Genomic DNA, 23,520 nt, shown 5'->3' with positions numbered 1-23,520 from the left:
ATCACCAGCGAATGCTGACGGACAAGCCGACATGCAGGGTGGTATGGAGGGTCTGGATGTTGGCGAAGAGAGCGACCACGTCCTCGGCCAGCAGGATGTCCAGCGCTCCCTCGTCGAACATGGGGCGCTCGCGAATTTCCAGCACCGAGGTGACGATCCAGGAGCCGCTCCGGCCGGGCACCGCCCGGTAGGGGCTGCCGCTCTGGCCAGGAAAGCGAGCCTCGTGACCGGCGACGCCGATCCCGCTCAGCAGGTCGACCGCGAACCATTCGGCACCGTCGGCCAGCTTGAGGCGGAACCATGCCTCGAAGGTGGCAAACTCGATCTGGGACATCCGCCAGCGCACCGGGATGCGGGTGGGCGTGCCGGTGAAGCGGCGCCGCTGCCGCGCCGGCCCCGCCTCCATGTCGGTGCGCGAGGTGGCGTCCTGGGGTTCGAGGGCGTAACCGTCATAGGTGGGACGCGGCAGCCGGGCGGGCCAGGAGATGGTGGTGGTCATCGGTAGGCTCCGGCCGCCGGATTGAGGCCATAGCGATGCTCCAGCACCGGCGCCATGCCCTCGCCGCGGCCGATGCGGCGGTTGAGGCGGTTCTCGATTTCCTCGACGAAGACATCGACCTGGACGTTGCCGTCCGCTCCCTGCGACCACTGGGCCTTGGCCTCGGTGCCGGCGGCATTGTTATGGACGGTGACCTGCACGTTGACCGCTGCTGCCGGCCGGGACAGGGCCGCGCCCAGCAGGCGGTCGGCATTGTCCATCTGCCGCGGCGTGAACACGCCCTCGCCGACGCGGGCAACGATGGGGCGTTCGCCGGCTACCAAACCGCCACCGTGATACTTGGGCGCATTGGCGAAGACGGCGGGGTTGTACGAGCGGGTCTGGAGGCGGTCGAGGCCGACCAGGCCACCGGTATGGGCGATGGCGAAGGCGCCGGTGTCGGGCACCGGGACCGAGCCGCCGCTGCTGGCGCCCCCGCCGGAGAAGAAGCTGCCGATGCCGGCGATCAGGCCGCCGAACAGGCCGCCGCTGGCTCCGCCGAACAAGGGCGCCACTACTGCCATGCGCCAGGCGGCGCGCAGTGCCTCCTCGGCCAGGGTGTTGAACAGGTCGCCCGCCGCCAGCTTGCCGGTGGTCGCCCACTGGACGAAGGCATCCTCGGACGATTTCAGCATGCCGTTCATGGCGCGCTCGGCCGAGGCGGCGGCATTGGTGGCCTCATCCACATAGGCCCGCACAGCTCGGATGGCGCCGTCCTGCCATTCCCGGCTGGCCGCCAGTTTGTCCTGCTCCAGTTCCTGATAGCGGCGGGCGTAGGCTTCCTCCGACAAGGCGCCACTGGCCCGCTGTTCGTTGAGCTTGGCCAGCTCGTCCCTGAACCGCAGGGTGGCGTCGTAGGCCAGATTGGTCTGCTGGGCCTCGTCCTTGACCGCCTCGGCATACTGGCGTGACCGGGCCGACCGGTATTCGTCGACCTTGGGATCGTCCTCGGCCAGCTTGCGGCTGCGGGCAAAGCGGGCCACGTCGGTGTCGATGGTGACGTCGCGGACCCGGGCGCGGTCGCCGCTGCGCACCGCCTCGGCCAGCCGCCTCTGGGCATCGATCTCGCGCTCCAGATCGGCGATGGCACGGGCGGCCTCGCTTTCGGCGCGGGATTTCTGCACCTGATCGTAAGAGCGGGCCAGGTCACCGTTGGCGTCGGTCAGCCCCTTGGAGGCCTGCTCTGCCAGCCAGTTGGTGCGCTCCGCCAACAGGGTGTCGGCCACCGATCCCCGCGCCGCGTCGGCAAGGCGGTCGTTGGCGGCGGATTCCTGCTCCAGCGAGCGGAGCAAGCCGTTCTTCTGCTCCAGCAGCTTGGCGTCGTCGATGCGCCGCAGCGCTTGGTCGTAGGCGGCGACGGCGACACCGCCGTTCTTGAAGGCGAATTCCAGCACCTTGGCGGCGCGGGCGGCGTCGATCTGGGCGCGACCACCCTCGCGGGCGGCCAGGGCAAGGCGCTCCTGGCCACGGGCCTGAAGCTCCAGCCCCAGTACCTCGGCCTGGGCCTGGGCGGACATTTCGCCCGTTCCCTTGGCCTGGGCCTCGCGCGCCAGCAGGTCGCGGATTTCCTGTTCCTTGGCCGGGGTGCGGTAGACACCACCCTGCTGGAACAGATCCTTCTCAAGCTGGCGGAAGCCCTTGGCGGCATCGTACTGGGCCTTGGTGCGGGCGAACTCGGCGTTGCCGGCGGCGCGAGCGGCGTTGAGGCGCTCCTGCCATTCCACCTCGAACTTCAGGTCGGACAGCTTCTCCACATAGGCCGGCTCGCGCTGCCCTGCCCGGACCCGGTCGCGCTCGGCCTTGGCCCGGACCTCCTCCTCGGCCGCCCGCCGGTCGGCCTGGGCGATCTCATCGAGGAGGCGCTGGCGCTCGGCGCGCAGCTTGACCAGTTCCTGGTTGTCCAACTGCAGCGACGTGGTGGTGCCGCGATAGCCGGTGGCCAGCGGCTTGCCCATGGCAGAACCGCTGGAGGCCTGGGCGATGCGGGCCTCAACTGCCTTCAACTGGGCGGCGAGGCTGCCGTCCCCCGGCGTGGCGTCCTCCAGCAGGAAGGTCCCGGCATTGGCAGCGCCGGACAGCACCTTGCGCAGCCACGGCGCGTTGGTGAAGTTGGTCCAGGCGTTGGACAGCCGCTGGAACGACCGCTCGCTGGTGTCGGCGCTGTCGCTGGCGGCGGCGTCGAAGCTCTTCAGCGCCTTGATCAGGGTGTCGCGGAACATGTCCGCCGTCACCTTGCCCTGGGCCACCATCTGGCGGAAGCCGCCCGATGGCAGATTGGCTGCCCGGTCCAGAGCCTGCAGCAGGCCGGGCATGGGCTCGACCACCTGGTTCAGCTCCTCGGCGCGGAGCGTGCCCGAGGACAGACCCTGGGCGAGGCCGAACAGCGACTGCTCCAACTGCCCGGACGAGGCGCCCAGCGCGATGGCGGTGGCCTGGAAGCCCTCCAGCAGAGCGCGGGATTCGCCGGTGGTGATGATCCCCGCCTTCTGCAGCGCCGCCAGCCGGGAATAGGCGTCGATCACCGTCTCGAGGGCGGTGCCGGTCTTCTGGGCCTGGGCGTAGAGATAGCTGGTGGTTTCGGCCAGGGCCGCAGTGCCGACCAGACCCTTCAGCCGCGCTTCCAGGGTCTCCATCTTGACGGTGGAGTCGACCATCGCCTTGCCGAACAGGCCGATGGCCGCACCTGCCGCCAGCCCAGCTGGCCCCAGCGCCATCATCACCGAACCGATGGGGCCGAGCCGCGAGGCGAAAGCCGCCATGCCGCCCTGGATATCCTGGCTGGCGGCGTTGATGGCCAGCAGCGACTTGGACGCGGGCTGCGCCGCCCCTTCGATCCGGGCCAGCGCCTTCTGCCCGTCCTCGCCCAGCTTCAGCAGGGCACGACGAACGGTTTCGCCGTCCTGCAGGGACAGGCGGATGGAGACGGATTTGGTGGCCATGAATCAGGTCTCGGTGTGCATCTTCGCAGCCCCTGCCACCATGCCCCGCTCGGCGAAGGGCAGCAGCCGCGCCACCAGGGGCTGGTCGTAACCCAGGGCCTCGGCCTGGATCAGCAGGGCGGGAAGGTCGAGGCCGGTGATGCCGCCACGCGGGCCAATGCGAATGGCGCCGATGGCCCCGGTCAGCAATTCCCAGGCCTGCCAGCCCGCTTCGGTCAGGGGGGCGTTGGTGTCGTAGGGGCAGTCGCAGTTTCCACCGCAGCCTCGGCAGTAGTCCGGCCCGCCGCCGAAGTGCCATTCGGCGCGGGCCTGGAGACGTTTCCCTCGGCGATGACCGCTTCGTGGGTTTCGGTGTATTGGACGACGAAGGACTCGGCCATGCGGGGAAGCTGCATCAACTCGGCGATAGCGGCGTCGGAGATCTCGGCGGCCTGATCGTCAGCCCCCAGCACACCCTCCCATTTGGTGATGGCCGAGCGGGCCAGACCTTGGGCGAACAGCATCTGCGACAGCCCGGCCAGGGCGTCCTCGTCGGACAGGTCCGGCAGGCCGGTGATGTCGGCCCCGGCCGCCTTGAGATCCGCATGTTCGGCGGCAATGGCGCGGGCCATGCGCCACCCCCTTGCCCGGGCAGCCTCGTAGACTGCCGTGGTCAGGGGGCGGACGAACACCCGCACGCCATGGGGCAGATCGATCCAGTAGGGTTCCTTGGGGATGGTCAGGCGGATCATGGCCCGTACCCCGCCACGTCGTTGACCAGGGTGACGCGGAGCAGATACCCGGCCACCGGATCGCGGGCGGCCCGCCAGTCGTAGCTGGCCTGGATACCGCCGGGGCCTTTGATCTCCTGCTTCTTCTTGGGCAGGAAGACGCGGGGCAGATGGAAGGTCAGGGCAAAGGGCGACGTTGTTGAATTGCCGCCTCCGGCAGCGGGAATGGTGAAGCCGTATTCCATCTCCACCGGGCTTTCGGCGGCGATGGCGGCGGTGAGCGTGGTATCGGTGCCGAAACGGATGTCCACCGAGCCTTCGGCGGTGGCCTCGGTCTCGTCGACGCCGTCGATCAGGCCGTCGGCGCGGATGGTCTCGACCCGCTCCAGATTGTTGGAGAAGGACAGCTTGCCGCCGACCACGTTGGCCAGTTGGCCGCCGCCGATCCGGATGGTGCCGCTGCCCTGGGAAAAGCGTTTCAGAGGAAAGGCCGCCGGGGCGGCGTCGATGGGGGCGGCGGTTTCGGTCTCGCCCTGGGCGATCACCGAGACGGTGGCATTGGCGGCGCCGGAGCGGGCCATATCGAAGGACAGCTTGTCCAGCTTGGCCCCGGCATGGCGGAAGAACTTAGGGATGGCCAGCTTGGCGTGGCCGATTTCCAGCGCCAGGCTGGGCAAGGTGCCGCCCGAGGTGAACACATGGGTGAAACCGGTGTCGGTATCGCCCGTGGTGGCGGGTGCGCCGAACAGGCCCTTCAGCCAGAACCCCAGCGCCCGCACATCGAGTGGCACGCCGACATCGCCCTCGTCCTTGACCGCCTCGTAATAGGGATCCTGGGCATCGCGGCCCTGGCCTAGCAGCGGGTCGTAGCCCAGGGGGCGCTCGGCCCCCAGGCTGCATTCCGTGAATGACAGCCGGGTGTAGCCGTTGGCCGGAAGCACGCCGTAGCCCGCCTCGAAGGCGGCCAGCAGCACGCAATCGGCGCCGTAAGCGCGCGTTTTGCCCATGTCGAAACTCCGATTGGAAAGGATCAGCCCAACGGATCGGGGCTGCTGTAATGGATGGTGAGGGGCACCGTGGCGCCGCGTAAGGAAGCAGCCCCGTCGATGGCGAGGCCCGAGGTCTTGGGGGCGCCCCAGTCCAGCCATTCAGCCAGACCACCGAGGGAACGGTCAGCCGCCAAAGCGATTCCCACCGCCACCAGCAAGGCGTCCAATGCCGCACTGTCGTCGTCCTGGCCGCGTTGGCGGATCACCTCGATCTCGGTTTGGTGTTCCCAGAGATAGGTGACGGGCGACAGCACCACTTCCGGGTCGCCAGGATCGCCGTCGCGCAGGATGATCAGCCCACCGGCGGGCACTGTCTCCGGCAATGGGGCTTCCCGCTTGGCCGTCGCATCGGGGACCGTTTCCAGCCGTGCCAGCAGGGCGGTGAAAATCTGTTCGCGGATGGACGGCATCAGGACCTCCAATTCCCCACGATCAGCCCCGGCAGGGCATCGGCCCACCGCTCGGCGGCGGCGTTCACGTCCAGGCGTTTCTTCAAGCTCACCTGCAGCACCAGGATGAACATCACCACGGTGGCCAACCCGCGTCCGGTGCGCAACGCCGAGGCACTGCCATGGCCGAACCCGCCCCGTTTGCCGGTGCGTGCCCGCATGTTCTCGGCCACCAGCAACGAGGGAGCGCCGCGGCGGTAGATGAAGCGGAGCCGATTCCCGTGCATCTGTTCCCACAGGCCGGGCGTCATGCGCCGACCTCGGGCGCCGGTGCCGGCGGCGGGCGTGGGGATCGCCAGCCAGAAGCCATGCCTGGACTTGATCACCGCCCCCTCGTCGAAGGCGCGGATGATGGTGGGGGCCTTGGTGAAGACGAAGCCCGCCGCCTTGATGCTATTGCGGCCCTTGGGATAATGCTCGGCCCGCCAGGTGTTGGCAAGGCGCTGGCCCATTCCCGCCTCGGTGATCTGGCGGCGGAGGTCGGCCTTCAGCCCGTCCGCAGCCTGACGCATGGCGGCGGTGACGGCATCCTCGGCGGCCTTGACCTCCTCGGCCATGATCTTGCGCAGATCGCCGGAAAGGGCTGCCGCGAGTTTCATGCCGGTCTCGTATCCAGGGTCCACACCAGCGACCGCAAAATCATTAGAGATGACGGTCCCTAATGACGCGGAAGTTGCCGCGTCTTCCCAGTGACCTTAGGCTGTCTTCAGGCTGTTGATCGTGACCAGACATCGGCACTGCGCCAACCCACGAGCCAACATCTAGAATACGGGGCGCGGGAGGGGAACGATGTCCGACCAAATGTACTGGGATGGCGTCATGGGCGTTCCGGAAAACGCCAATGCTGACGCGCTGGCCATGCGGCACGAATTGGCCGATGCCGCCAAGAGTGCCGATTGGAACAAGCTCCTTACCATGATCGGGGAATCGCCGGAACTGATCAACGCCATCCGACCGGGCGGGAATTTTCACTATACCCCGCTGCATCAAGCAGCTTACTCAGGCGCTCCAGTCGCCGTTATCCGGCGTTTGTTGGATCTCGGGGCCTCCCGCACTTTGAAGAATCGGGATGGGGAAACTGCCCAAGAGATTGCTCGGCGACGGGGGCATGCGGAAATTGAGAAACTACTGGCACCGGAACGCCGGGTCCAAATTGACCCTGACGTGTTATCCCGCATTCAAGGTCAGTTTCATCGGCTTATTCGCGGTCGAGCCAATTGGTTGATTGAGGAGGGGTGTATCAGATTGCCCGATCTGGAATGCCTTACCGAACTTGAACAGGGAAAAAGGGTTTGGTTCGCTGTCCCCGGCATGCATGGCGGCTTCCTATACTGGTTCTCCGACGAAAAAGGGACGGAGGCTTGCCTGTGTGTCGAGTCTTGGTGCCGCGTAGCTGATGGTTCCGAACGCGGGCATCTTGTCTATGCCGACCGCGTTATGCAGACCATGACAGGAAATGCCTCGGGTGACCTAATCCCCGCGTTTTGCGTGTTAAGCAACACGAATCTTCCGAACCTCCTGAGCTATGCAGAAGCGTATTCGGCTGCGGACAGCATCGTGGAATTCATGACCCAACCCGGAATTTTCTCCGACATATCGAGAGCCAATGTTGTTGATGCAACTAGCCATGCCATTCAAATTATTTTGAAGCCACATTTACAGCACCTCGGCTTCTCATCTGAGCAGACTGATCTATTCGCCGCTTATGGCACCAAGAGCCTCCGACCTGACTATTTCCGACCGTACCGGGACGGTGGAGGGATTCTGATCGAGGTGGAACGGGGAAAAACGCTTGAGAACAACATGGATCTATTGGACCTGTGGAAGTGCCACATCTGCACACATGCCAATTATCTAATTATCATCGTACCAAAGATCCGGAATAACAAGAAAGGCAACCGGACACTGGTCTTTGACCGTGTAGTGAATCGGCTCACGGCATTTTTTCAGTATGGAAACGAAGTCAATGTCGATGCGGCGTTCGTCATCGGATATTGAAACCGGATACGATGAAAGCGTTTGATTTCATGCCGGTCTCGTGTTCAAGGTCCAGACCAACCGCTCGGCATCCAGACGGGGTTCGCCCTGGACGACGAAGCTGTCGCCGTCATGGACGATCACATCCCCCGCCTGGGGAGTTGGAAACTCCCGCCGCCGGATCTCGAACACCGCCGTCGCCGTCTGAATGGTGATGTCGGAAAATTCGAGATCGCGATCGGGTCGGAGTACCAGGGCACGCACGGGACGGCCCTGGTAGCTGACGGTGGCGGCGATGTTGGGATCGGCGAACAGGTCGTCCAGAGCGTCGGCGAAGGCCGACATGGTCAGTTGCCCGAGAACAACCGCACCGCCAGGCGGGGCCGCTTGTTGACCGGCAGGATCGACGCCTCGGTTTTGACGTCGATGGCGCTGCCGTCCATGCGGGCAAGCTGGCGGGCGTACATGGGCACGCCCAGGGTGTTGACCGTCTCGATCAGGTTGGCCGGGGCGCCATAGGTGACGAAGGTGTCCATGGTGCCCAGCGGGAAAGCGATACCTTCGCCGGCCGGGATCAGGGTTTCCGTCTGCCCCGTGGAGAGGGTGACGGTGGCGTTGTACTCTTCGAACACCATGCCGGCGAAGGGGAAGCGGCGGCGCACGTCTTCCCTGAGCGGCTGGGCGCCGGCCGACGAGAAGAACTGGTAGGCCGTCTCGACCCTGGCATGGCCGATCAGCTTGTCGAAGAACTCCGGGCTCACCAGGGCCAGCACGCCGGTCATGGTCTCGCCCTTGAGTTCCGTCTCCACCTTGCGCAGGACATCGCGGATCTTGCCCTGGACGTTGGTGGCGGCGGTACCGAGGGCGAAATCCACCTGCTGGCGATTGAGCCCGAACTCGGCGAAGTAGTCGTACAACGTGCTGCCGGCGCCATCGCGGACGATGCCCTTGAGCGCATTGACCTCCATGAACTCGCGGGTCTGGGCGTGCTTGCTCCGCATGCGGGTGAGCTTGCGCTCCATCACCGTGGCCAGCGGGTCGGCGGCATCGGCGACGCCGAAGCCGCGCACCCCCTGGACGTCCTGGGGCGTAATGGCGTCGTCATGCGGGATCCACGGCACCGTGAACGAGCGCATGGCGCGGCTGTCGCGATTGGCGACGGTGGCCGGGCCGCCCAGCGGCACGGTGGGCAGCAGGTTGAGGACACCCTCGGCCTGCTCGATGATCACCGATCGCTGGGTGACGCCTTCGAAGCGGAACAGCCCCATCTGGCCGAGGCGGGTGTAAAGGTTGGGCAGCAGGTTGATGGCCTGGGTCATCTCGGCGAGCGAATAGCCGCCCGCGTCGAAGGGGTTGAGAATCTCGACCATGAAGAGGAACTCCGTTCAGACGGTGGCGCGGGCGACGAGGCCCTGGGCAGAAAGCTGGGTGACCTTGGCGGCCCGTTCGGCGGGCTGATCCACCGAGGCGTCGAACACCAGGGCAGCTTCGGCCAGGATGACCGGGCCGCGGGCGGCGATCAGGCCGGTGGTGGCGGCGCCGGTGGCGTCCACCGCTTCCAGCAGCACGGCGATGGCGGTTTCGGCCCCCTCGTCCCCGACCACCTCGGCGGCGGGCGACAGGCGGTATTCGCCGCTGGCTGTGATCTTGCCGAGCACGGAGCCGAGCGGGTAATTGGCGCCGGCCTTCATCGTTACGGTCTCGCGGCCATAGCTGGGATTGCACTCGAATTTCAGCAGGTCACCCAGGGTGGGCGATGCGGTCAACGTCGGCATGGCGATGAGTCCTTATTTGCGGGAGGCGGCTTCGCGGGCACGCCGGACGATGGGGCTTTCGGTTTCGGTCTTGGGGGTGGCGAACGGCGGAGCAGCGGCCACCACGTCGGTGGCATCGGAACGCTCGGCCAGTTGATCCAGCACCGAACGGCGCAGGGCTTCGGGGCGGATGCCCTTGGCCATGGCCTCGGCGGGATCGATGGTCACGCCGAGGCGGGCGGCCTGGGCGGCGACGGCGCTGATCTCGGCATATTCGGCGCGCAGGCGCTGCTCCAGATCGGCGTTGGCCTGGGCGGGCGGCTGGGGCACCGCAGCGATCACGGGGATTTCCCCCTGGGATTCGGACATCGGGACTTCCTTTCGGGCGGCGATGGGGCGGGAAATGGTGGGTCGGGCCAGCACGGCCCCGAGATCGGCCAGGGCGACACGCAGGGTGCCGACCTTGTCGGCCAGCCCGGCGGCCACAGCCTGGTCGCCGCGATAGACCGCCGCCTCGGTGGCGCGGATCGCTTCGGGCGGCTTCTTGCGGCACTTGGCGACCAGATCGACGAACCGGCCATAAAGGGCATCCACGTCGGCCTGGAGCGTGGCGCGGGCAGAGTCGGACAGCGGCTGGTGGGGATTGCCGTCCACCTTGCAGGCTCCGGCATGAACGAAGCTCCAGGTCAGCCCGGCCTGGGCATCGGCCCCGGATTCGTCGCGGTGGACCGCCACCACGCCGATGGAGCCAACCTCCCCGGTCTGGGTGACGTACAATCGGTCGGCGGTGCAGGCGATGGCGTAGGCCGCCGACAGCGCCGCCTCGTCGGCTACCGCCCAGATGGGCTTGCCGCATTGCGCCCGGATGGCCTGGACGTGGTCGACCAGATCAAACAGACCGCCCACCTCGCCGCCGGAGGAATCCACATCCAGCAGGATGGCGCGGATGCCGGGATCGGTGGCCGCCGCCTCGATGGCTTCGGCGATGTCGGAATAAGCGGTCAACCCGCTGGCGGCACCCAGATATCCGGAGCGGGCCACCAGGGTGCCGATCACCGGCACGATGGCGATGCCGTCGGTGGTGACCACGACATCGCCGATCGAAGCTGCCTCACCGTCGAAGGAAAGAGGCTGCCCGGCCAACCGAGGGGTAAGGGCGCCAAGGATCACATCCAGCTTGCTGCGGGCAACCAGCAGCGGCGTCCCGTACAGACGGGCTGCGAGATGGGGCAGATCGTGCATGTCGGTCCTTACGGTGTCGGTGGGGGCAGCAGGAGCGGTGACGGATCGGACCCGAAGGCCAGCCCCAGCCGCTGTTCCCGGTCCCGGTCGGCGGCGATCTCCGCATCCACCTGCTCGGCGTCGAAGCCGCGCTCGGCCAGGGCCTGGGTGCGGCTTTTCAGGCCGGCACCGATCTGCTCGATCTCGGCCTTGGTGTCTTTCAGCGGATCGACCCAGTCCCATTTCGGCGGCAGCCAGGAGCAGGCGATGAAGCTGGCGCGGTTGCGCTCATAGCCGGGAATGTCGAGCGCCCCGGACAACACGGCCACGTCCATCCAGCGCTGCCACACCACCCGGCACATCTGATGGACCATCACCGAGTGCTGCCACGCCTCGACCCGGCGGCGGAACTCCAGCAGCGCCATGCGCGAGTTGGAGTAGTTGGCCTTCAGCATGTCGTTGGACAGGTAGGCGTAGGGCACCCCGGTGGCGGCGGAGATCTGCAGCAGGGTGCGGTACTCGAACGGCTCATACGATCCGCCGACATCGGCAGGGGCCGAGGTCTGGATCTGCTCGCCCGGCTCCAGCGGCACCACCTGGCCGGGCTGCACCTCGACGATGCGGTCGCCGGAACCATCATCGACCACGTCGATCACGTCGGCGGGGGCCGGCGAGGTCACGAACATGGCGTACATGGCCGCGATCTTCTTGCGCTCCAACTCTGCGTCGTCGTACTGGTCGAGCAGGAACAGCTTCACCACCGCCGGAGCCAGCCGCGACACGCCGCGAAGCTGGCCGGATTCCACCGGGTCGATGACGTGAATGATCTCGGACGCCGGAACCCGCACCGTCTCGCCCGCCAGGCCGGGATCGGTGAGATCACCGGGGTGGCGGCGCAGGAAGTGATAGGCGACGCGGCGGCCGATGCGGTCGAATTCGATCCCCTGGCGGATGACGTTGCCGCCGGGCAGGGTTTCTGTCCTGGTCAGCGGCAGCATTTCGGAGGGCAGCATCTGAAGCTGCAGTGGCACCGCCAGCCCGTCCTCCGGCCGGCGGGGACGGAAGCGGAAGAACACCTCGCCGGCGATGAACACCTCACGGGCAGCACGGCGCTGCTGCCCATAAAAATCGGTCAGCCCCTCGGCATCGGACTCGTCGGTCCAGGCCAGCCAGAGCTGCTGCACCCGGGTCTTCAGATCCTTGTCGGCGATCAGCGACGACGGCTTGATGCCGGTGCCCACAGCGTTGCCGGTCCAGCTTTCGGCGGCGTTGAGGGCATAGCCGTTGTTGCGCACCAGATAGCGGGCACGGGCGGTGATGTCCGAGCCGGCGGCGGCGATCAGGGTGTTGACGTGGGCGCGGCTGGGCTGGAAGCCCTTGAGCCGGCGGCTGCCCTGGGCGGCCTCGAAGCCACCGATCAGAGCGCCGATCCTCCTGCGCAGTCCCGACAGCATGATCACAGCCCCTTGGTGGCGACGGCGAGAATCCGGCGGCGGGGCTTCTTGCCCTCCAGCACGGCGATGCGGCGGTCGAGATCGGCCAGAACATGATTGGCCTGGGTCAGGTCGTATTGGACGGTGCGGTCGCCCACGGTGACGCGGGCCACCAGGGAATTGCGCCGCGCCAGCACCCGTTCGCGTTCGGCCTTCATTTCGTCGAGGGTCATGATCAGTGCATCCCGCTGAACTTGATGATCCGCCGGGGACGGCGGGCGATCCGGCGCACCTGCCCGGCTTCGGGGTCGCTGGTGCTGGCGACGACGACCAGTTGCCCTTCCAGATCGCGCCATTTGGCCTCGGGCCAGCGGTCGGCACCGGCGATCCAGGCGGCGGCGCGGGCATAGACCCGGCAATCCAACGCCTCGTTGCGCTCGCGCAGCTTCTGCCATTCCAGCTTGGAGAAGCCGCGGCGGTTCTTGACCGTCACCAGTTGCTCGGCGACGAATTGCTTGCACCACTCCGAATCCGCCCACGATGGCAGATGCACCGTTCCGGCCGGGAAACGGACACCCTCGGCCAGTTCCTCGTCGGTGGGCCGTTCGAGCCGCAGGTACCGGTAGGTCTCCGACTTGAAGGTGGACACCGCTACCGTCCACAGGCGGGCACCACGGCGCACCTTCTTGCCGCCCTCGGTGGCATCGACCAGGGTGGGGCCGGAGACCGGGCTGGAGCGGTTGAAGCCCTCCACGCCCTTGATGGGCGAGACCTGGCCGACGCCCATCCGGCGGCCCCAGGTATAGACCGCCGAGGATTCGTAACCGCTGTCGATGGCCAGACGGGCGATCTTGAGGGCTGCGCCGCTGGCATGGGTCCAGGTCTGGCCCAGCACCCGCTCCAGCGCCGTCCAGGTTTCGGCATGTTCCGGCCCGCTATCGATGACGATGTGATCGACCAGCCAGCTTTCCAGATTGCGGCCCCAGGCCCAGACGTCGATCTCGACGCGGTCCTTCTGGACGTCGGCCCCGGCGGTGAGGAACAACCCGCCGGCAGGCACGCTGCCATTGGCCCAGGTTTCGCGGCGGTCGTAGAGCCGCTGCCAGTCGGGGGCTTCACCGCTCTCGACCCAGGTTTCGCCCAGCACGGTGTTGCGGAACACCCGCAGTGCATCGTCGGATCCCTGCGCCGCTTCCCACAGACGGGCGATGCTCTCCCAGGACTGCCAGCCGGGCGGCGAATAGAGCGCCGAGATGTGGAAGCCGACGGTGCCGGGATCCTCGGCCACCGCTGTGGCCCGCCAAACGCCTGCCGCCAGCATGGTGGCCTTGGCCGATTCGGTGATCGGCTGGTCGCAGGCCTCGCACAGGTAATGGACTGAGGCGGGTTGGCCCTTGTCCCATTTCAGCCGCTCGAACTTCAGCCACTGCATTTCGCCGCAATGGGGGCACGGCACGAAGAAGCGGCGCTGGTCGGATGCCTCGAATTCCCGCTCGATCCGCGACAGCCCGCGAATGGTCGGCGTCGAGACCAGGAACGCCTTGGCGCGGTGGGCGAAGGTGGCCATGCGGGCACAGGCCAGCGCCACCGGGTCGCCCTCCTCGTCGGCCGAGGCCGGGTAGGCATCGACCTCGTCGAGGAACAGGTAACGGGCAGGCATAGAGCGCAGGCCCACCGCGCTGTTGGCCCCGGTCATTACCAGGGTGCCGCCGGGAAAGTCCTTCGACAGCATGGTGTTGCCGGCGTCGCGCGAGCGGGCCGGCTTGACCCGCTCGCGCAAGATGGGGCTTTCGTCAATCAGGGTATCGATGCGCTGGCGCGAGTTGCGCTTGGCCATCTCGACGGTGGGCTGCACCGCCAGCACTGGGCCGGGGGCATGGTGGATGATGAAGCCGAGGAAGTTGTTGCCGGCTTCGGTCGCGCCGACCTGGGCGCCCTTCATGAACACCACCCGCCGGCAGGGATGGGACGGCGACAGGCAATCCATGATCTCGCGCAAATACGGCGTGCGGGCCGTGCGGTAGCGGCCCGGCTCGGCGGAGGCGCGGCTGGACAAGACCCGGTGCCGGTCGGCCCATTCCGACACCGTCAGCAGCGGATCGGGCCGCAATCCGTCGCGCCAAGCCTGGAGCAGGATCTCCGATCCCCGGAAGCCCAGGGTGTCACCGGAAATTCGGCTCGATGGCGGCGAGTTCCCCAAGGTGATCCCTCACATAGGTTTCCAGCAGGGTCTGCATGGTGTGGGCGTCGATCCCGGCCTCCAGCGCCATCTGGGCGGCGACCCGTGCCGGCCAGGTGATCCAGGCATCGCGCTCCTGGCGGGCCAGCTTGAACACCAGGGCCGAGGCCCGCGCCCGGTCGACCACCTCTTCCTTGAGGCGATCCACCTGCAGCCGTGCCTTCTGCGCCTTGGCCACCTCATGCATGGTCCGCGCCTGGGCGAAGGTGGCGCCGGAGGCGGCGGGTGGCGGTGGCGATGCTGTCGGCTTCGGACTAGGGGCGACCGGCGGCGGAGCGGCTATCGCAGCCACCGGGGCTGACGGCGCTTTCCGGGCCGGATCAGTCCGGGCATCCCAGGCGGCGTCGGCCTTGACCGGGTCGATGGTGCCGTCGGGCTCCTGCGGAATGCGCCCCGTCTGCACCGCCTTGCGCACGGCGGTATGGCTGACGCCCCGCCTGCGGGCGTATTCGCGGACGGATAATCCCATGATCGGAAGTCGCCTGAGAAAGCAATGAAGGAACCGGCTTATCCGGTTGATGTGTCCCGCCCGCAGAGTGATTGATGGTCCCACGAACAAAGGAGGCCAGCATGTCCACCCTGCCCACCAACAACCCCGATTGGGGCTTCTTCGGAACCATCCGCCACCACGCCGATTCCGCCGCGGCCTGGGGCTTGGCGATGCCCGCGATCCAGGCCGCCACCGGCTGCCCCGACGCGGCGGTGCGGGACTTCCTCGACTCGACCTGCGGACGCCACTTCGCCGACGACGTCGCCAACGGATTGTTTGCCGGCCAGCCGCTGGCGACGGCCACCGAGGCGGCGGTGGCCCGCTGGATGGGCTGGCGGATCAGCCGGAACACGTCGCGCGACACCGGCATCCCCCACGGGCGGCCCTACCTGACGGGCTTCGTCACCCACTTCGAGATCCAGGCCGACGTCGCCTGATTGGTGCCTTTCCCTGCCGCCCCGACCGGGTCTCCCCGGCGGGGCTCGGGGTGGTACAGGCGTGGATTGCCCGCGTCGCATCCCGGAGGGAACCACCATGTCGCTGTCCGATGCCCAAGCCGTCATCCTGTCCACCGCCTGCGCCCGCAAAGGTGGTTTTCTGCTGCCCATCACCGCGTCCCTGAAGGGCGGCGCGGTCAACATAGTGCTGAGCAGCTTGATCAAGAAGGAACTGGCCGAGGAAATCCCCGCCGAACCCGGCGCCCCGGTCTGGCGCGAGGACGAAGACGGCACCCCGCTGACGCTCCGCGCCACCGCCGCAGCCTACGCGGCCCTGGGCATTGTTGGCGACACGGGCGCAGACGGGGCGCCGGAAGAGGTGCCGGCGACTGACATGGCCGACCAGCCAGAAACTCCGCCCACGGGCGCCCACGGCCCGAACGCGCCGCGCAAGACCCGCGAGGGCACCAAGCAGGAGGCACTGATCACCATGCTGCGGCAGCCCGAGGGCGCCAGCATCGCCGAAATCGCTGCGGAGTTTGGCTGGGCGGCACACACCGTCAGGGGGGCGATTGCCGGGGCCTTGAAGAAGAAGCTGGGCCTGACGATCACCAGCGAGAAGCATGAAATCCGGGGCCGCACCTACAAAATTGCCGAGTAGGAGCCGCCCATGCCCCGCTACAGCGTGATCATCACCCGCGACGTCACCGAAAGCACCGTCGTTGAGGTCGAGGCGGCAACGCCGGAACAGGCCGAGACGGCGGCCTTCGAGAAACTGCACGACAGCGCCGACACCGAGTGGGAACTCGACGAAGGGTCTTGGAACAAGGGCGATTCCTACATCACCGGCGTGGACGAACTGCCCTGATGGCGCTCGATTTCGGTCAGAACCATCAGGGCTTGATCGAGGGCCGGCATATCACCGGCCCTCGATGCGCGGTCCACCTGCGTCTTGGCCTCATCGAGAGCGGCCCGACCATAGTGATCCATCAGGTCATTCGCAGCACGGGCCACATGCTCGGGATTGACCGCCATGACTTACAGCGACTTCTTCAAAGCCGCTGCCGTGCTGAACTTGATGCTCGTGGAGGCGGCAATGTCGATGGTCTCGCCGGTCTTTGGATTGCGGCCCTGGCGCGCGGGGCGCTCGGCCTTGGCAAAGGTGCCGAAGCCGATCAGGCGGAAGCTGCCATCGGTCTTCACACCGTCGATGATGGTGGACAGCATGGCCTCGACGGCGGCATCGGCCTGGGCGACGGTGCAGCCGGTGGCCTCGCGGACGGACTTCGAGAGGGCAGACTTGGACATGGTTAACGAAACCTTTCTTGGACGCGATTTCGAACAGTAGATTCGGGCGCGCCCGAATCCAAGCCCTCACCGGAATCGCTCGAAGACCCGCCGTAGGACGAAACCGCGCAGCAGGGACACCAGGGCGAAGATCCCGCCGATGGCCAAATCGTCCGAGATGGCGATGCGGATACCGAACAGCGGGAACACCGCCACCTGCGTCGCCACCGCCAGAATGTAGCCGATGATCACGTTGGCGATGGCCTCGGCCAACGACATGCGGCGGGATTGGGCCATCACTCTAATCCATTGAAAATGATTGAGTAATCGACTTGATAAGCCTGCGCAGGAGAGCGTTACTGGGTCCACCAAAACGGAGGGACACCACGATGCAAACCCGCGACGAAGCCCTGGCGAACATCGCTGCCACCATCCTGGACATGGAAACCCTGGAGACCCGCAACAGCGACCGCCTCGACTTCCACGAGCTTTCGGTCTGGGGCATCAAGGCCGCTCTGGAAGCCGCCTACGCAGCCGGCCAGGAGGCGAAGTGAACATGGCCTTGACCGTTCGCCCCACCGCCGCTCTGAAGGCCCATCCGCAGTGGTCGCAGACCGACTTCGAATACTTCCGGGGCAAGGGCTATTCCAACCAGCAGATTCTCGAATTCTGGGAGCGTGACCTGCGCCTCGGCTGCCAGCCGCTGAACTGGAAGCCCACCGACGCCAAGTACCAGCATTCCCTGCGCCGGATCACCCGGCGCTGACCGCCTTTCCGGCGACGATCTCCTCGAAGCTGCGGCCATCGCCGTCCAGCACGGCCTTCTGCCCGGTCAGCTTCTGCCAGCGGCCGACGATCACGTCGGCATAGGCCGGGTTCAGCTCCATGGCGAAGCAGACGCGGCCCGTGGTCTCGGCGGCGATCACCGTGGTGCCGCTGCCGGCGAACGGTTCGTACACCCCGTCGCCCTCGGCGCTGTTGTTGAGGATCGGGCGGCGCATGCATTCCACCGGCTTTTGGGTGCCGTGAACCGTGGCCTCGTCCTCATCGCCGTTATTGCCGATGGCCCAGACGGTGGCCTGGTCCCGCGCCCCCTGCCAATGGCCGGTGCCGGTCTTGCGTACCGCGTACCAGCACGGTTCGTGCTGCCAGTGGTAATCGCCGCGGCCCAGGACGAACCGGGACTTCGACCAGATGATCTGGGCGCGGACCTTGAAGTCGTTGGCCTCCAGGCTCTCGGCCACCACCTTGGCGAAGATCGCCGCGTGCCAGACATAGGCGACCTCGCCGGGAAACAGCGCCCAGGCTTCCCGCCAGTCGGCACGGTCGTCGTTGGCCACCTTGCCGGTGCGGGCGGTGGACGACACCCCGGCCTCGTTGCGCCAGGTGGGATCGTATTCGACCCCATAGGGCGGATCGGTCACCATCAGGTGGGGCGTAGCGCCGGCCAGCAGGCGTTCCACGTCGGTGGCCACCGTGCTGTCGCCGCACAGCAGGCGGTGACGGCCCAGGATCCACAGATCGCCCGGTCGCGTCACCGGATCGGCGGGCGGTTCGGGAATCTCGTCTTCGCCGGCCTCACCGACACCGTCGCCCTCGGCTTCCGTGTCGGCCATCAGCCGGTCCAGGTCTTCGTCGGAGAAGCCGATCAGGTCGAGGCTGAATCCGTCCTCCTGGAGGCGGGCCAGTTCGGCGGCGAGCAATTCGTCGTCCCAGCCGGCATTCAGCGCCAACTGGTTGTCGGCCAGGCGATAGGCGCGGGCCTGGGCGTCGGTGAGGTGGTCGAGCCGAATCACCGGCACCTCGGTCAGCCCCAGATGGCGGGCGGCCAGCAGGCGACCGTGGCCGGCGATCAGCACGCCCTTGTCATCCACCAGGATCGGAGCGTTGAAGCCGAATTCGACGATGCTGGCGGCAAGCTGTGCCACCTGGGATTCGGAATGGGTGCGGGCGTTGGCGGCATAGGGCAGCAGCCGGTCGAGCGGCCATTTCTCGATCACTTCAACCAGCATGGTCAACTCCACGCTCGGCCGCCACCGCCGCATACGGGCGGCCATCGGCCAGCGTCACCGGGATTTCAGGAAACAGCGCCTGCCAGCGCAGGATCGCCACGTCGCAATAAGCGGGGGCCAGTTCCATGGCGCGGACGATCCGCCCGCACCGCTGCCCGGCGATGATGGTGCTGCCCGATCCGCTGAACGGCTCGAACACCAGTTCACCCGCGTCGGAATAGGCCCGCATGACGAAGTCCGGCAGCGCCACCGGAAACACCGCCGGATGACTGCCGTCGCCTTCGATGGCGCCCTTGTGGCGGGTCACCCGCAGCACGCTGTCGGGAATGCGGTGATCCTGGATAGCGTTGCCCTGGCCGCTCTTCCGCGGCACGGTGCCGTCGGCGGCTCGCAATCCGCCGCCACCGAGTTTCTCCCCGGCATGGGCGCACGGGACGATCTTGTTGGGCTGGCGCGAAACCTTGTTGAAGTGGAACACCAGTTCGAAGGCGGGCGCCAATCGTCCACCCCAGTCGCCCGGCAGGCCCGGCCCCTGATCCCAGGCATAGAGGCCGAACTGCCGCCAGCCGGCATCGCGCATCGCGTCGAGCCAGCCGTGCCAGTACGGCACCCATTCCCCCTCGCGGTGGATCAGGCCGAGATTGACCAGCACCTGGGCGTCGGGTTTCATCGGCAGGGCGGCGAACACGCCTTCCATCAGCCGGTCCCAATCGGCGATACCGCCGGAGGCATAGTCCCGCTGCTGGCCGTAGGGCGGCGAGGTGAACACCAGCGCAGCCGTTTCCCCCGCCATCAGCGTGGCGATGGCAGCCGCGTCGGTGGAATCGCCGCACAGCAGGCGATGCTCGCCAAAATGCCAGAGGTCGCCAGGACGCGACACCGGGTCACGGGGCGGCTCCGGGGCCGTGTCGTCGTCGTCGGCATCAGCCGCATCTTCCTCCGGCACGTCGTCGAGCGGGGCCATCAGGTCGGCCAGTTCCTCATCGGAAAAGCCGGTCAGCCCCAGGTCGAAGCCGTCGCCACTCAGCGCATGCAGTTCCGCCGCCAGCAGTTCCTCATCCCAGCCGGCGTTGAGCGCCAGCTTGTTGTCGGCCAGCACGTAGGCGCGGCGCTGGGCCTCGGTCAGGTGGTCGAGCACCAGCACCGGCACGGTGTCCAGCGCCAGCCGCTGGGCCGCTGCCAATCGACCGTGGCCGGCAATGACGTTGCCCTGGCTGTCGGCCAGCACCGGGTTGGTCCAGCCGAACTCGACGATGCTGGCGGCGATCTGGGCGACCTGACCGTCCGAATGGGTCCGCGCGTTGCGGTCATACGGGCGCAGCCGGGCAATCGGCCAGTGCTCGACCGTATCGGGAAGCGGATGGGGCATGGTCAGTCCGTGCAGTCGCAGGGCAGGCAGTCATCGGATGGCCCGCCCTCGAAATCCCGCTGGCGGCGGACGAAGCGGAGCATCTCGCGGTAGCTGGGCCGGTCGGCCCGGAACAGTGCCATCTCGGGCTTGGTCAGGGTGCCGAGCGCCGGGGCGTTGCGTTCCATGTCGATCCACCATTTGGCCCGATCCGGGAACAGGCGCATGATGCCTTTGATGGTCGCCGCGCCCTTCATGAAACACAGGTCGCAATTGCCCAGCGGTGTCTTGCCGTCATTGTCGGGCAGGCCAAGATCGAAGGGCTGGCGCTTCCAGAACGCGGAGACGTCCTGGCGGGTGACCTTCGCCTGATCCAGCGGCAGGATGGTCTCGAACCGTTCCTTGCCGGCCTCGTTCATGGCCTTCTGGCGGGCGACCCGGCGGGGCTCGTCATGGCGCAGGCCGACGACGTTGACCCATTCCGGGTAGCCCAGCAGGTCGCGCATGTAGGCGATGCCGCGCTTGACCTTCAGGTAATGGGTGCAGAGCCGCATGGTCGGGTTGGGCAGGAAACCCCGTGCCTGGATCACCTTGGCGAACGGTTCCCCATCTCGGCTGGCGCTGTTGTACCCCACCACGCCGGTGTCGAACGGCTCGGCGGGATCGTATTCCAGCCAGGTGATCAGCACAGACCACCGCGACCCACATTCGTGGACGAAGCGCAGCGTCTGCTCGAACTCGCGGCCGGTGTTAAAGAACACCACATGGACGTCGTCGGGCAGACGACCATCATGGGCGTCGAGAATCTGGCGCAGCATGAACCCCGATGTCCGCCCGCCCGAGAACGACACCAGCGCCGGGCCGTCGATGCGATAGGGATTGCGGGTCACGACCTGGTTCCTTCGATGCGGCGGCCGATCCAGGCCATCACCGGCACCGCCATGCTGTTGCCCAGCGCCCGATAGCGCGGGCCGTCGGGACAGCGATCCGCAGGGCGGCCGCGCCAGGAGATGCGGGTGTAGTCGTCCGGGAACCCCTGGAGCCGCTCGCATTCGGTCGGCGTCAGGCGGCGCACCGCCAAGCCGTGCTGGACAGCCAACTGGCCACCGGCATTGTCGCGGCCAACAGCATTCATCGCCCGCAAGGTCGGCGCGACGGTCTCGCCGGCAACCGGGGTGGCGGCCTTGCAGTCGAAGGCGACCGGCACCAGCGGGGTGCCGCGCCCGGTTCCGTCCTCCGAGGCGTCGAAGCCCTCGCCGCGCAGGGAATGGGTGACGAAGGTCTCGGTCTCGAAGTCCATCCGCCCGCTGGCCGAGGCGCAGGCATTCAGTGCGGTGGCGACGTCGATGGGACCGGAGGTGTTGTTACCGCCGAAAGCGACGGGCAGGTCGTCGAGACTGAAGCCGCCACGGCGGCGAGCGCCGCCCGCAAGGGTTCCGGCAAGACCTTGTTCCGGTTGGCGGCGCGGCGAATAATCCCGGCGCACGCTTTCGCGCTCAAATAGTACCTCGACGGGATCGGCCCGGTCTCCAGCACCCGCGACAACGAACACACGGCGGCGGCGTTGGGCCAGGCCGAAATATTGGGCGTCGAGCACCCGCCACGCGACTGTTCGCGCGGGTCCAACGACAACACCAGCGTCCGACCATTTTCTCCCTGGCGGGAGCAACGGACCATCTTCTCCGGCCAATCCGCCCAGAAGGCACCCGAAGGCATTGTCGCGGGTGGACAGCACGCCGGGGACGTTCTCCCAGACGATCCAGGCGGGGGCGATAGCATCGGCAAGGTCCACGAAGGTAAGGGCGAGATTGCCTCGAGCGTCGTCCAGCGACCTGCGTCGGCCCGCCACCGAGAACGCCTGGCAGGGCGTGCCGCCCACCAGCACGTCGATCCTTCCCCGCCACGCCGACCCGTCGATGGCGGTCATGTCACCCAGGTTGGGGATGGCCGGATGTCGGTGCGCCAGCACGGCGGAGGGGAATGGTTCGATCTCGGCGAAGAACGCCGGCTTCCAGCCCAGCGGCTCCCACGCCACCGTGGCAGCTTCGATGCCACTGCACACCGAGCCGTAGACCAGCTCGGCGGCGCACGACATCGCGCCGACGGCCGGGGGAGCCGGCTCGGAGAGAGCAAGATGCATGAAGCTGGAAACCTATGTCTGCGTGGAAACCGGAATGGAAACCTGACCGGGTTTCCAGGGGGCGGTTTCCAGCGGGCGATTTCCACCCCGCGAAGACGCAAAAGGCGCGGAATGCCTAGGCGCCGCGCCTTCTGAATGGAAACCTGGAAACCAGAGTGGAAACCTGGAATTTTCGGCTGTCGCTACCGATCTTCGGCGCTGAGCCCTCCCGCATAGAGAAAGTGCCCGGGAGGAACCAATTTCCCTCCGACACGCCTTGACTTGTTCTATTGTTTCGCCCGCTTCGGGCGGCGGATCATTTGATGATCGTTTCCGCCGCCCCTCGCGAGCCTGGGTCCGTTCTACGCTTTCATGCCCCCCTGTGTCATTTCGGATTTTGTCCTCCTGATCGTCGGCTGGCTGTTGGCCGCCGCCCTGGTGCGGGCGATCAGCTCGGCCTTGGTGATGTGCTTGGGGATGCGGTGGCCATTGAGCTTCCAGGCGATGACGCACAACGCGAACAGCCAGTGCCGATGGGCGGCGGATCGGGTCATGCCGACCTCCCAGGAAATCACCTTCCACGGTTTGCCATCGGCCCGCGCCCAGACGATCTTGGCATCGACCGGATCCAGGAGCTGGAGCCACGGCAGAGTTTCGTCCATGCGGGTGATCGCGGCGGCCGAGGGTGGCGGACGACGAAGCGTCACTTCATCGGTCGACCAGCTTTCCCGGATGTAGGGCGGCCAGGTGCTGGCGTGGCCCTGCACTCTGGTCTCGGGCAGACGGTGCAGGGTGTCGGCGGCTTCGGCGAGACGGTCTTCGACCAGGGACGGCGTCCAGTTCATCGGGCACCTCCCTGGGTGTCGATGGCCCAGGACAGGATGGCCAGGGCGTCGGCCTCGTTGTCGTCCTCGGGATTGAAACCGCGGGCCTGCATGGCGGCGATCACCGCGTCCTTGCCCGCATTGCCTTTGCCGGTGGCGTGGCGCTTGATGGTCCCGACCGGCACGCCCTGGTACGGGATCTGCTTCAGCTCGCACCAGGCGGCGAGATGGGCGAGGAAGCCGCCATAGATGTGGGCGGCATCGGTGCCGGCGTGACGGCGGACTTCCTCGAAATGCAGGAGGTCGATGGTCCTGGCGCCGTCCAGCAGGTGGTCGAGCCAGGAGCGGAAGCGAAGGAAGCGCATGCCGCCGCCTTCGTATCGGCCGGGTTTGAATTCCATGGTGCCGGAAACAACGGCACCATCGGCCAGGCGCATGGCCCAGCCGGTGGTCGTGCCCAGGTCAAGGGCGAGGATGGTGGTCATGATGAAGGCTCACGAGAACAGTGGGCCTCCGGCTTTGGTCGATGGGCACTTTATGAATCGCGGGATTACGGTTCAAACCGAATTGCACGTCCATTTGCGTGTGGCCACCAGTGGCCACCGAGTGGCCACTCGCGGGATTGAGGTGGCCACTACTTTTTCTCTTTAAAAACAATAAGTAAGTAAGGTTGTGGCCACTGTGGCCACCTTTT

The 23,520-nt window shown here is 66.9% G+C and carries 30 protein-coding genes; 6 read left to right on the top strand and 24 right to left on the bottom strand.

The features are described 5' to 3' along the window. Nucleotide 1: 1 nt before the first annotated feature. The 7 genes from MTBSS4_RS04430 to MTBSS4_RS04400 are packed head-to-tail and all read right to left on the bottom strand — an operon-like array spanning nt 2 to nt 6,284. Nucleotides 2-499, bottom strand: a complete 498-nt coding sequence (locus MTBSS4_RS04430) for a hypothetical protein (protein WP_173982186.1) — start codon at nt 497-499, stop codon at nt 2-4. Beyond that, nucleotides 496-3,477, bottom strand: a complete 2,982-nt coding sequence (locus MTBSS4_RS04425; protein WP_173982185.1) for a tape measure protein — start codon at nt 3,475-3,477, stop codon at nt 496-498. Before MTBSS4_RS04425 ends, MTBSS4_RS04430 begins: the two co-directional genes overlap by 4 nt. A gap of 3 nt (nt 3,478-3,480) precedes the next feature. Next, nucleotides 3,481-3,666 (bottom strand): hypothetical protein, encoded by a 186-nt coding sequence (locus tag MTBSS4_RS04420; protein ID WP_173982184.1) that lies wholly within the window; start codon nt 3,664-3,666, stop codon nt 3,481-3,483. 26 nt (nt 3,667-3,692) lie between these two features. After that, a complete protein-coding gene (locus MTBSS4_RS04415; RefSeq protein ID WP_173982183.1) occupies nt 3,693-4,208 on the bottom strand; it encodes a hypothetical protein in 516 nt (171 codons plus the stop codon). Continuing rightward, nucleotides 4,205-5,194, bottom strand: a complete 990-nt coding sequence (locus MTBSS4_RS04410) for a phage tail tube protein (RefSeq protein ID WP_173982182.1) — start codon at nt 5,192-5,194, stop codon at nt 4,205-4,207. The genes MTBSS4_RS04415 and MTBSS4_RS04410 overlap by 4 nt, the downstream gene beginning before the upstream one ends. A gap of 23 nt (nt 5,195-5,217) precedes the next feature. Continuing rightward, nucleotides 5,218-5,646: an acyl-CoA transferase gene (locus tag MTBSS4_RS04405; protein WP_173982181.1), complete on the bottom strand. Its 429-nt coding sequence runs from the start codon at nt 5,644-5,646 to the stop codon at nt 5,218-5,220. Continuing rightward, nucleotides 5,646-6,284, bottom strand: coding sequence for a DUF6441 family protein (locus tag MTBSS4_RS04400; protein ID WP_173982180.1), 639 nt, complete (start codon nt 6,282-6,284; stop codon nt 5,646-5,648). Before MTBSS4_RS04400 ends, MTBSS4_RS04405 begins: the two co-directional genes overlap by 1 nt. 190 nt (nt 6,285-6,474) lie before the next feature. Between MTBSS4_RS04400 and MTBSS4_RS04395 the strand changes: the two genes are divergently transcribed. Continuing rightward, entirely contained in the window at nt 6,475-7,683 is a 1,209-nt protein-coding gene (locus MTBSS4_RS04395) for an ankyrin repeat domain-containing protein (protein WP_173982179.1), read from the top strand. Nucleotides 7,684-7,710: 27 nt separating this feature from the next. Here MTBSS4_RS04395 and MTBSS4_RS04390 read toward each other — a convergent pair whose 3' ends face one another. The 8 genes from MTBSS4_RS04390 to MTBSS4_RS04355 are packed head-to-tail and all read right to left on the bottom strand — an operon-like array spanning nt 7,711 to nt 14,778. After that, entirely contained in the window at nt 7,711-8,007 is a 297-nt protein-coding gene (locus tag MTBSS4_RS04390) for a hypothetical protein (protein ID WP_173982178.1), read from the bottom strand. Nucleotides 8,008-8,009: 2 nt separating this feature from the next. Continuing rightward, nucleotides 8,010-9,032: a major capsid protein gene (locus MTBSS4_RS04385; protein ID WP_173982177.1), complete on the bottom strand. Its 1,023-nt coding sequence runs from the start codon at nt 9,030-9,032 to the stop codon at nt 8,010-8,012. A 15-nt stretch (nt 9,033-9,047) separates the two neighbouring features. After that, nucleotides 9,048-9,437, bottom strand: coding sequence for a head decoration protein (locus MTBSS4_RS04380; RefSeq protein ID WP_173982176.1), 390 nt, complete (start codon nt 9,435-9,437; stop codon nt 9,048-9,050). A 12-nt stretch (nt 9,438-9,449) separates the two neighbouring features. Then, the gene (locus MTBSS4_RS04375; protein ID WP_173982175.1) at nt 9,450-10,658 is read right to left on the bottom strand and encodes a S49 family peptidase; all 1,209 of its coding nucleotides are present in this window, start codon (nt 10,656-10,658) and stop codon (nt 9,450-9,452) included. 8 nt (nt 10,659-10,666) lie between these two features. Beyond that, nucleotides 10,667-12,091, bottom strand: coding sequence for a phage portal protein (locus MTBSS4_RS04370; protein ID WP_173982174.1), 1,425 nt, complete (start codon nt 12,089-12,091; stop codon nt 10,667-10,669). 2 nt (nt 12,092-12,093) lie between these two features. Continuing rightward, the gene (locus MTBSS4_RS04365) at nt 12,094-12,303 is read right to left on the bottom strand and encodes a phage head-tail joining protein (protein WP_024080787.1); all 210 of its coding nucleotides are present in this window, start codon (nt 12,301-12,303) and stop codon (nt 12,094-12,096) included. Nucleotides 12,304-12,305: 2 nt separating this feature from the next. Next, nucleotides 12,306-14,270, bottom strand: coding sequence for a phage terminase large subunit family protein (locus MTBSS4_RS04360; RefSeq protein WP_368667761.1), 1,965 nt, complete (start codon nt 14,268-14,270; stop codon nt 12,306-12,308). After that, nucleotides 14,233-14,778 (bottom strand): elements of external origin, encoded by a 546-nt coding sequence (locus MTBSS4_RS04355; protein WP_173982173.1) that lies wholly within the window; start codon nt 14,776-14,778, stop codon nt 14,233-14,235. Before MTBSS4_RS04355 ends, MTBSS4_RS04360 begins: the two co-directional genes overlap by 38 nt. A gap of 101 nt (nt 14,779-14,879) precedes the next feature. On the opposite strand from MTBSS4_RS04355, the gene MTBSS4_RS04350 reads away from it, so the two are divergent. The 3 genes from MTBSS4_RS04350 (at nt 14,880) to MTBSS4_RS04340 (ending at nt 16,104) form a co-directional block, all read left to right on the top strand. Continuing rightward, entirely contained in the window at nt 14,880-15,236 is a 357-nt protein-coding gene (locus MTBSS4_RS04350) for a hypothetical protein (RefSeq protein ID WP_173982172.1), read from the top strand. A 97-nt stretch (nt 15,237-15,333) separates the two neighbouring features. Further along, the gene (locus MTBSS4_RS04345; protein WP_173982171.1) at nt 15,334-15,897 is read left to right on the top strand and encodes a DUF3489 domain-containing protein; all 564 of its coding nucleotides are present in this window, start codon (nt 15,334-15,336) and stop codon (nt 15,895-15,897) included. A 9-nt stretch (nt 15,898-15,906) separates the two neighbouring features. After that, nucleotides 15,907-16,104 carry a hypothetical protein gene (locus MTBSS4_RS04340; RefSeq protein WP_173982170.1) on the top strand — a complete coding sequence of 66 codons (198 nt, stop codon included), beginning with the start codon at nt 15,907-15,909 and terminating at the stop codon, nt 16,102-16,104. On the opposite strand, the gene MTBSS4_RS04335 is transcribed toward MTBSS4_RS04340, so the two are convergent. The 3 genes from MTBSS4_RS04335 to MTBSS4_RS04325 all read right to left on the bottom strand — a co-directional run bounded on the left by MTBSS4_RS04335 (nt 16,074) and on the right by MTBSS4_RS04325 (nt 16,820). Further along, complete coding sequence (locus MTBSS4_RS04335; RefSeq protein ID WP_173982169.1) at nt 16,074-16,271, bottom strand: hypothetical protein; 198 nt, start codon at nt 16,269-16,271, stop codon at nt 16,074-16,076. The genes MTBSS4_RS04340 and MTBSS4_RS04335 overlap by 31 nt on opposite strands. Before the next feature lie 3 nt (nt 16,272-16,274). Then, nucleotides 16,275-16,544, bottom strand: a complete 270-nt coding sequence (locus MTBSS4_RS04330) for an HU family DNA-binding protein (RefSeq protein ID WP_173982168.1) — start codon at nt 16,542-16,544, stop codon at nt 16,275-16,277. Nucleotides 16,545-16,610: 66 nt separating this feature from the next. Then, complete coding sequence (locus MTBSS4_RS04325) at nt 16,611-16,820, bottom strand: hypothetical protein (RefSeq protein ID WP_173982167.1); 210 nt, start codon at nt 16,818-16,820, stop codon at nt 16,611-16,613. Between the two features lie 92 nt (nt 16,821-16,912). Here MTBSS4_RS04325 and MTBSS4_RS04320 point away from each other — a divergent pair, with 92 nt between their 5' ends. Next, on the top strand, nt 16,913-17,077 hold the full coding sequence (locus MTBSS4_RS04320) for a hypothetical protein (RefSeq protein WP_173982166.1): 165 nt from the start codon (nt 16,913-16,915) through the stop codon (nt 17,075-17,077). A 2-nt stretch (nt 17,078-17,079) separates the two neighbouring features. Continuing rightward, nucleotides 17,080-17,289, top strand: a complete 210-nt coding sequence (locus MTBSS4_RS04315) for a hypothetical protein (RefSeq protein WP_254432374.1) — start codon at nt 17,080-17,082, stop codon at nt 17,287-17,289. On the opposite strand, the gene MTBSS4_RS04310 is transcribed toward MTBSS4_RS04315, so the two are convergent. The 6 genes from MTBSS4_RS04310 to MTBSS4_RS04285 all read right to left on the bottom strand — a co-directional run bounded on the left by MTBSS4_RS04310 (nt 17,276) and on the right by MTBSS4_RS04285 (nt 23,311). Then, on the bottom strand, nt 17,276-18,535 hold the full coding sequence (locus MTBSS4_RS04310) for a site-specific DNA-methyltransferase (protein WP_173982164.1): 1,260 nt from the start codon (nt 18,533-18,535) through the stop codon (nt 17,276-17,278). The two genes, MTBSS4_RS04315 and MTBSS4_RS04310, sit on opposite strands and share 14 nt — an antisense overlap. Continuing rightward, a complete protein-coding gene (locus MTBSS4_RS04305; protein WP_173982163.1) occupies nt 18,525-19,904 on the bottom strand; it encodes a site-specific DNA-methyltransferase in 1,380 nt (459 codons plus the stop codon). The genes MTBSS4_RS04310 and MTBSS4_RS04305 overlap by 11 nt, the downstream gene beginning before the upstream one ends. A 2-nt stretch (nt 19,905-19,906) precedes the next feature. After that, nucleotides 19,907-20,773 (bottom strand): phosphoadenosine phosphosulfate reductase family protein, encoded by an 867-nt coding sequence (locus MTBSS4_RS04300; RefSeq protein WP_173982162.1) that lies wholly within the window; start codon nt 20,771-20,773, stop codon nt 19,907-19,909. Beyond that, complete coding sequence (locus tag MTBSS4_RS04295; RefSeq protein WP_217425499.1) at nt 20,770-21,978, bottom strand: DNA cytosine methyltransferase; 1,209 nt, start codon at nt 21,976-21,978, stop codon at nt 20,770-20,772. The genes MTBSS4_RS04300 and MTBSS4_RS04295 overlap by 4 nt, the downstream gene beginning before the upstream one ends. A gap of 386 nt (nt 21,979-22,364) precedes the next feature. Then, the gene (locus MTBSS4_RS04290; protein WP_173982160.1) at nt 22,365-22,847 is read right to left on the bottom strand and encodes a DUF6362 family protein; all 483 of its coding nucleotides are present in this window, start codon (nt 22,845-22,847) and stop codon (nt 22,365-22,367) included. Further along, complete coding sequence (locus MTBSS4_RS04285) at nt 22,844-23,311, bottom strand: crossover junction endodeoxyribonuclease RuvC (RefSeq protein WP_217425495.1); 468 nt, start codon at nt 23,309-23,311, stop codon at nt 22,844-22,846. The genes MTBSS4_RS04290 and MTBSS4_RS04285 overlap by 4 nt, the downstream gene beginning before the upstream one ends. Nucleotides 23,312-23,520: the final 209 nt, after the last annotated feature.

It is taken from the genome of Magnetospirillum sp. SS-4 (assembly GCF_902729425.1).
In the GTDB taxonomy this organism is placed as follows: Bacteria; Pseudomonadota; Alphaproteobacteria; order Rhodospirillales; family Magnetospirillaceae; genus Phaeospirillum.
This window is presented reverse-complemented; position numbering and strand designations above follow the sequence as displayed.

What these genes read in the sequence shown, in the direction of transcription:
- MTBSS4_RS04430 (WP_173982186.1), bottom strand. Translation starts at nt 499, where the DNA reads ATGACCACCACCATCTCCTGGCCCGCCCGGCTGCCGCGTCCCACCTAT.
- MTBSS4_RS04425 (WP_173982185.1), bottom strand. Translation starts at nt 3,477, where the DNA reads ATGGCCACCAAATCCGTCTCCATCCGCCTGTCCCTGCAGGACGGCGAA.
- MTBSS4_RS04415 (WP_173982183.1), bottom strand. Translation starts at nt 4,208, where the DNA reads ATGATCCGCCTGACCATCCCCAAGGAACCCTACTGGATCGATCTGCCC.
- MTBSS4_RS04410 (WP_173982182.1), bottom strand. Translation starts at nt 5,194, where the DNA reads ATGGGCAAAACGCGCGCTTACGGCGCCGATTGCGTGCTGCTGGCCGCC.
- MTBSS4_RS04405 (WP_173982181.1), bottom strand. Translation starts at nt 5,646, where the DNA reads ATGCCGTCCATCCGCGAACAGATTTTCACCGCCCTGCTGGCACGGCTG.
- MTBSS4_RS04400 (WP_173982180.1), bottom strand. Translation starts at nt 6,284, where the DNA reads ATGAAACTCGCGGCAGCCCTTTCCGGCGATCTGCGCAAGATCATGGCC.
- MTBSS4_RS04395 (WP_173982179.1), top strand. Translation starts at nt 6,475, where the DNA reads ATGTCCGACCAAATGTACTGGGATGGCGTCATGGGCGTTCCGGAAAAC.
- MTBSS4_RS04390 (WP_173982178.1), bottom strand. Translation starts at nt 8,007, where the DNA reads ATGTCGGCCTTCGCCGACGCTCTGGACGACCTGTTCGCCGATCCCAAC.
- MTBSS4_RS04385 (WP_173982177.1), bottom strand. Translation starts at nt 9,032, where the DNA reads ATGGTCGAGATTCTCAACCCCTTCGACGCGGGCGGCTATTCGCTCGCC.
- MTBSS4_RS04380 (WP_173982176.1), bottom strand. Translation starts at nt 9,437, where the DNA reads ATGCCGACGTTGACCGCATCGCCCACCCTGGGTGACCTGCTGAAATTC.
- MTBSS4_RS04375 (WP_173982175.1), bottom strand. Translation starts at nt 10,658, where the DNA reads ATGCACGATCTGCCCCATCTCGCAGCCCGTCTGTACGGGACGCCGCTG.
- MTBSS4_RS04370 (WP_173982174.1), bottom strand. Translation starts at nt 12,091, where the DNA reads ATGCTGTCGGGACTGCGCAGGAGGATCGGCGCTCTGATCGGTGGCTTC.
- MTBSS4_RS04365 (WP_024080787.1), bottom strand. Translation starts at nt 12,303, where the DNA reads ATGACCCTCGACGAAATGAAGGCCGAACGCGAACGGGTGCTGGCGCGG.
- MTBSS4_RS04355 (WP_173982173.1), bottom strand. Translation starts at nt 14,778, where the DNA reads ATGGGATTATCCGTCCGCGAATACGCCCGCAGGCGGGGCGTCAGCCAT.
- MTBSS4_RS04350 (WP_173982172.1), top strand. Translation starts at nt 14,880, where the DNA reads ATGTCCACCCTGCCCACCAACAACCCCGATTGGGGCTTCTTCGGAACC.
- MTBSS4_RS04345 (WP_173982171.1), top strand. Translation starts at nt 15,334, where the DNA reads ATGTCGCTGTCCGATGCCCAAGCCGTCATCCTGTCCACCGCCTGCGCC.
- MTBSS4_RS04340 (WP_173982170.1), top strand. Translation starts at nt 15,907, where the DNA reads ATGCCCCGCTACAGCGTGATCATCACCCGCGACGTCACCGAAAGCACC.
- MTBSS4_RS04335 (WP_173982169.1), bottom strand. Translation starts at nt 16,271, where the DNA reads ATGGCGGTCAATCCCGAGCATGTGGCCCGTGCTGCGAATGACCTGATG.
- MTBSS4_RS04330 (WP_173982168.1), bottom strand. Translation starts at nt 16,544, where the DNA reads ATGTCCAAGTCTGCCCTCTCGAAGTCCGTCCGCGAGGCCACCGGCTGC.
- MTBSS4_RS04325 (WP_173982167.1), bottom strand. Translation starts at nt 16,820, where the DNA reads ATGGCCCAATCCCGCCGCATGTCGTTGGCCGAGGCCATCGCCAACGTG.
- MTBSS4_RS04320 (WP_173982166.1), top strand. Translation starts at nt 16,913, where the DNA reads ATGCAAACCCGCGACGAAGCCCTGGCGAACATCGCTGCCACCATCCTG.
- MTBSS4_RS04315 (WP_254432374.1), top strand. Translation starts at nt 17,080, where the DNA reads ATGGCCTTGACCGTTCGCCCCACCGCCGCTCTGAAGGCCCATCCGCAG.
- MTBSS4_RS04310 (WP_173982164.1), bottom strand. Translation starts at nt 18,535, where the DNA reads ATGCTGGTTGAAGTGATCGAGAAATGGCCGCTCGACCGGCTGCTGCCC.
- MTBSS4_RS04305 (WP_173982163.1), bottom strand. Translation starts at nt 19,904, where the DNA reads ATGCCCCATCCGCTTCCCGATACGGTCGAGCACTGGCCGATTGCCCGG.
- MTBSS4_RS04295 (WP_217425499.1), bottom strand. Translation starts at nt 21,978, where the DNA reads ATGTCGTGCGCCGCCGAGCTGGTCTACGGCTCGGTGTGCAGTGGCATC.
- MTBSS4_RS04290 (WP_173982160.1), bottom strand. Translation starts at nt 22,847, where the DNA reads ATGAACTGGACGCCGTCCCTGGTCGAAGACCGTCTCGCCGAAGCCGCC.
- MTBSS4_RS04285 (WP_217425495.1), bottom strand. Translation starts at nt 23,311, where the DNA reads ATGACCACCATCCTCGCCCTTGACCTGGGCACGACCACCGGCTGGGCC.